General features: G+C 69.4%; 5 protein-coding genes and 2 pseudogenes. All 7 read left to right on the forward strand.

The features are described 5' to 3' along the window. Positions 1-342, forward strand: a pseudogene (locus tag AC2VOR_RS15235) (DUF6779 domain-containing protein); the annotation flags it as partial. 116 nt (positions 343-458) lie between these two features. Continuing rightward, the gene (locus AC2VOR_RS15240; protein ID WP_369736681.1) at positions 459-1391 is read left to right on the forward strand and encodes a Rossmann-like and DUF2520 domain-containing protein; all 933 of its coding nucleotides are present in this window, start codon (positions 459-461) and stop codon (positions 1389-1391) included. Beyond that, positions 1388-2317: a pantoate--beta-alanine ligase gene (gene panC, locus AC2VOR_RS15245; RefSeq protein ID WP_369736682.1), complete on the forward strand. Its 930-nt coding sequence runs from the start codon at positions 1388-1390 to the stop codon at positions 2315-2317. The genes AC2VOR_RS15240 and panC overlap by 4 nt, the downstream gene beginning before the upstream one ends. After that, a complete protein-coding gene (gene panD, locus AC2VOR_RS15250) occupies positions 2317-2736 on the forward strand; it encodes an aspartate 1-decarboxylase (protein ID WP_369736683.1) in 420 nt (139 codons plus the stop codon). Before panC ends, panD begins: the two co-directional genes overlap by 1 nt. 2 nt (positions 2737-2738) lie before the next feature. Further along, complete coding sequence (locus AC2VOR_RS15255) at positions 2739-3554, forward strand: type III pantothenate kinase (protein WP_486964058.1); 816 nt, start codon at positions 2739-2741, stop codon at positions 3552-3554. Between the two features lie 67 nt (positions 3555-3621). Then, positions 3622-5121, forward strand: a complete 1500-nt coding sequence (gene lysS / locus AC2VOR_RS15260; RefSeq protein ID WP_369736685.1) for a lysine--tRNA ligase — start codon at positions 3622-3624, stop codon at positions 5119-5121. A gap of 124 nt (positions 5122-5245) precedes the next feature. After that, positions 5246-5348 (forward strand): annotated as a pseudogene (gene lsr2 / locus AC2VOR_RS15265) (histone-like nucleoid-structuring protein Lsr2); the annotation flags it as partial.

Raw genomic sequence — 5348 nt, forward strand, 5'->3', positions numbered from 1 at the left:
TATGGCGAGTCGGGCCGCCGCTCGCGGTCGCGCCATTCGGCGGAGTACCGCGACTTCGGCGTCCGCAGGTTCACCGCCCCGGACGAACCTGCCCCGCCTCCGGTCACCGCACCCGCAGCCGCGCCGCCCCCACCGCCGCCGCCGGCCCCGGCGCCGTCGGCCGCCGAGCCGCCGCGACTGGCTCCGTCCCCGGCCCCCGAGCCCGCGCCCCGGCACGGCGGCGCGGACGGCGCCGACGGCGCGGACGGACCGCCCTCCGGTGGGCAGTCCGTGGCCGACCTGCTGGCGCGGTTGCAGGTCGAACCGTCCGGGGGTGGCCGGCGCCGCCGCCGTAACATCTGAGCTGAAAGCTCCGTCATATTGGGCCGGACCCGGCCATCGACTACAGTCTTAGTGACCGTCCGGTACCCCTGAGGCTGGGACCGGAACGAACGAACACCTATGTGAGGTCGTCTGCGATGGTGCAGTTCGACGGTTTGCGCCCAGCCCGGCTCAAGGTGGGCATCATCTCGGCCGGCCGGGTGGGAACCGCCCTGGGCGTCGCGCTGGAGCGCGCCGACCACGTCGTGGTGGCCTGCAGCGCCGTCAGCCACGCGTCCCGGCACCGGGCGCAGCGGTGGCTGCGCGAAACCCCGATCGTCCCGCCGCAGGACGTGGCGGCCGCCGCCGAATTGTTGCTGTTGGCGGTGCCCGATAGCGAACTTCCCGGCCTGGTGGCGGGTCTGGCCGCGACGTCGGCGGTGCGGCCGGGCACGATCGTTGCGCACACCTCCGGTGCCAACGGGGTCGGTGTGCTCGCGCCGCTGACGCCCGACTGCATACCGCTGGCGATCCACCCGGCGATGACGTTCACCGGGTCCGACGAGGACATCGCCAGACTGCCGGACACCTGCTTCGGCATCACCGCGGCCGACGACGTCGGGTACGCGGTGGGACAGTCCCTGGTGCTGGAGATGGGCGGCGAGCCGTTCTGCGTCCGCGAGGACGCCCGGGTGCTCTACCACGCGGCCCTGGCGCACGCGGGCAACCACATCGTGACCGTGCTGGCCGATGCGCTCGAGGCGTTGCGGGCCGCGCTGCGCGGTCAGGAACTGCTCGGGCTGGGGGTACCTCCCGCGTGCGGGGGAGAGTCCGTCGACGATCAGCCCGGTGGCATCGCCGAACGCATCGTGGGTCCGTTGGCGCGGGCGGCGCTGGACAACACCCTGCAACGCGGCCAGGCCGCCCTCACCGGCCCGGTCGCCCGCGGGGACGCGGCGGCGGTCGCCGGGCACCTGGCGGCGCTGGCGCGCGCCGACCCCGACCTGGCGGACGCCTACCGGGTGAACGCCCTGCGGACCGCCCGGCGCGCGCACGCCCCCGACGATGTCGTCGAGGTGCTGGCGGGATGAACCGGACGCCGCGGCCGGTCTTCAGCCCGGGCGAACTGAACGTGTACTCGGCGCCGCGCGATGTCTCCGACGTCAGCCGGGCGCTGCGCCAGACCGGGCGCCGCGTGATGCTGGTGCCCACCATGGGGGCGCTGCACGACGGTCACCTGGCCCTGGTGCGGGCCGCCAAGCGAGTGCCCGGCTCGGTGGTCGTGGTCTCGATCTTCGTCAACCCGCTGCAGTTCGGCGCGGGCGAAGACCTCGACGCCTACCCCCGCACGCTCGACGACGATGTGGCGCTGCTATCCGGCGAGGGCGTCGAGATGGTGTTCGCGCCCACCGCCGCCGCGATGTATCCCCACGGGCTGCGCACCACCGTGCAGCCGGGTCCGCTGGCGGTCGAGCTCGAGGGCGCCGCGCGCCCGACCCATTTCGCCGGGGTCCTGACGGTGGTGTGCAAGCTGCTGCAGATCGTGCGTCCGGACCGCATCTTCTTCGGGGAGAAGGACTATCAGCAGCTGGTCCTGATCCGTCAGATGGTCGCCGACCTGAACGTCGACGTCGCCGTGGTCGGGGTGCCGACCGTCCGGGAGCCCGACGGGCTGGCGCTGTCGTCGCGCAACCGCTACCTGGACCCGACCCAGCGCGAGCTGGCCGTGACGCTGTCCGCGGCGCTGACGGCCGGCGCGCACGCCGCGACGGCAGGCGCCGTGGCCGCGCTGGACGCGGCCCGCTCCGTGCTCGGTGCCGTGCCCGCGATCGAAGTCGACTACGTGGAACTGCGCGACGCGGACCTCGGCCAGCTGGGAGACGGCGGGCCGGGCCGGCTGCTGATCGCCGCGAGGCTGGGCGGCACCAGGCTGCTGGACAACGTCTCTATCGAAGTGGGAGCTTCCGCCGGCACCGACGGGCCGGACCGACACGTCCAACCACTGTGGAGGAATTGATGCAACGGACGATGCTGAAATCGAAGATCCACCGCGCCACGGTCACGCAGGCCGACCTGCACTATGTCGGCTCGGTGACCATCGACGCCGACCTGATGGACGCCGCGGACCTGCTCGAGGGCGAACAGGTGACCATCGTCGACATCGACAACGGGGCCCGTCTGGTCACCTACGCGATCACCGGCGAGCGGGGCACCGGGGTGATCGGGATCAACGGTGCCGCAGCGCATCTGGTCCACCCCGGCGATCTGGTCATCCTGATCGCCTACGGGACGATGGAAGACGCGCAGGCCCGCAGCTACCGGCCCCGGATCGTGTTCGTCGACGCCGACAACAAGCCGGTCGACCTGGGCCACGACCCGGCGTTCGTCCCGGCTGACGCCGCCGACTTGCTGAACCCGCGCATCGGTGTGGGGTAGCCGTGCTGCTGGCCATCGACGTTCGCAACACCCACACCGTCGTCGGGTTGTTGTCCGGCTCGAAGGAGCACGCCAAGGTCTCGCAGCACTGGCGGATCCGCACCGAATCGGAAATCACCGCTGACGAATTGGCGTTGACGATCGACGGCCTGATCGGCGACGACTCCGAACGGCTGACCGGCGCCGTCGCCCTGTCCACCGTCCCGTCGGTGCTGCACGAGGTGCGGGTCATGCTCGACCAGTACTGGCCGTCGGTGCCCCACGTGCTCATCGAGCCAGGGGTACGCACCGGCATCCCGCTGCTGGTCGACAACCCCAAAGAAGTTGGCGCGGACCGGATCGTCAACTGCCTGGCGGCATTTCAGAAGTACGCGGGCGCGGCGATCGTCGTCGATTTCGGCTCCTCGATCTGCGTGGACGTGGTGTCGGCCAAAGGTGAGTTTCTCGGCGGCGCTATCGCGCCCGGGGTGCAGGTCTCCTCGGATGCCGCCGCGGCCCGCTCGGCTGCGCTGCGCCGCGTCGAGCTGGCCCGGCCCCGTTCGGTGATCGGCAAGAACACCGTCGAATGCATGCAGGCGGGCGCGGTGTTCGGGTTTGCCGGGCTCGTCGACGGTTTGATCACCCGCATCCGCGAGGACGTGGAGGGCTTCTCGGGCGACCAGGTCACCATCGTGGCCACCGGGCACACCGCGCCGCTGCTGCTCCCGGAACTGCAGACCGCCGCCACCTACGACCAGCATCTGACCCTGCACGGCCTGCGGCTGGTCTTCGAGCGCAACCGGGAGACCCAGCGCGGCCGCCTGAAGACGGCGCGCTGACGGCCCGGCCGCTGCGGCGGCCCGCCGCCGACCGGGCTCCGCGACAGGTCAATTAAGCTGGCTCGTCGTGAGTGCCGCCGACCCAGACCTTCCCGAGCAGTTCCGGATCCGCCGGGACAAGCGTGCCCGCCTGTTGGCGGAGGGGCGTGAGCCGTACCCGGTCGAGATCGTGCGCACCCACACCCTGGCCGAGGTCCGCGACGCCCACCCCGACCTTCCGGTCGACACCGCAACCGAGGACGTCGTCGGCGTCGCGGGCCGGGTGATATTCGCCCGCAACTCCGGAAAGTTGTGCTTTGCGACCCTGCAGGACGGCGACGGCACCACGCTGCAGGTGATGATCAGCCTCGACAAGGTCGGCAGGGAGGCGCTCGACGCGTGGAAGGCCGACGTCGACCTCGGCGACATCGTGTACGTGCACGGCACCGTGATCAGCTCCCGTCGCGGCGAGTTGTCGGTCCTCGCCGACTCCTGGCAGATGGCGGCCAAGTCCCTGCGGCCGCTGCCCGTCGCGCACAAGGAGATGAACGAAGAGTCCCGGGTGCGGCAGCGCTACGTCGACCTGCTCGTGCGGCCCCAGGCGCGAGCGGTCGCCCGCCAGCGGATCGCCGTGGTCCGGGCGATACGCGGCGCGCTGGAGCGGCGTGGCTTTCTCGAAGTCGAAACCCCGATCTTGCAGACACTGGCCGGCGGCGCGGCGGCCCGGCCGTTCGTCACCCATTCCAATGCTCTCGACATGGATCTCTACCTGCGGATCGCCCCGGAACTCTTCCTCAAACGCTGCGTAGTCGGCGGTTTCGACAGGGTCTTCGAACTTAATCGGGTGTTCCGAAACGAAGGCGCCGATTCGACGCATTCTCCGGAATTCTCCATGTTGGAGACCTACCAGGCGTATGGAACGTATGACGATTCGGCGGTCGTCACCCGGGAGCTTATTCAAGAGGTGGCCGATGAGGCGATCGGCACCCGACAACTGCCGCTGCCCGACGGCAGTGTCTACGACATAGACGGAGAATGGGCGTCGATACAAATGTATCCGTCGCTGTCGGCGGCGCTCGGCGAAGAGATCACCCCGGAAACGACGGTCGAGCGGCTCACCGCGATCGCCGGTCGGCTCGGGGTCGAGATTCCTGGAAATCGTGGTTTCGGGCACGGCAAGCTCGTCGAGGAACTGTGGGAACACCAGGTGGGCAACACGCTGACCGCGCCCACCTTCGTCAGGGACTTTCCAGTCGAGACAACGCCTTTGACGCGCCAGCATCGCAGTGTCGCCGGCGTCACCGAGAAGTGGGACCTCTACGTGCGGGGCATAGAATTGGCCACCGGCTACTCCGAATTGAACGATCCGGTGGTGCAGCGCGAGAGATTTGCCGCGCAGGCGCGCGCCGCCGCCGCCGGCGACGACGAGGCCATGCAGCTCGACGAGGATTTCCTCGCCGCCCTGGAGTACGCGATGCCGCCGTGCACGGGCACCGGAATGGGGATCGACCGCTTGTTGATGTCTTTGACCGGCCTGTCAATTAGAGAGACAGTTTTGTTCCCGATTGTTCGGCCGCACTCGGGCTGATAGTTCGGCTGTACGCCCCGCGTCGCGATTGAGTATGCTGCGTTAATATGGGAGATTAGTGGACGGGGAGGTCCTAAACCAATCTGCACAGCAACTGCTCAGGACGAAACGCGAGGGTAAGCCAATGGCGAAAAAAGTGACCGTCACCTTGGTCGATGATTTCGACGGTGCGGGCGCAGCCGACGAAACGGTCGAATTCGGGCTTGACGGGGTGACCTATGAGATCG

The organism is Mycobacterium sp. TH-M103 (genome assembly GCF_057473785.1).

Bases quoted from the DNA above. Each gene is read 5' to 3' on its own strand.
- panC (WP_369736682.1), top strand. From the start codon at position 1,388: ATGAACCGGACGCCGCGGCCGGTCTTCAGCCCGGGCGAACTGAACGTG.
- AC2VOR_RS15240 (WP_369736681.1), top strand. From the start codon at position 459: ATGGTGCAGTTCGACGGTTTGCGCCCAGCCCGGCTCAAGGTGGGCATC.
- panD (WP_369736683.1), top strand. From the start codon at position 2,317: ATGCAACGGACGATGCTGAAATCGAAGATCCACCGCGCCACGGTCACG.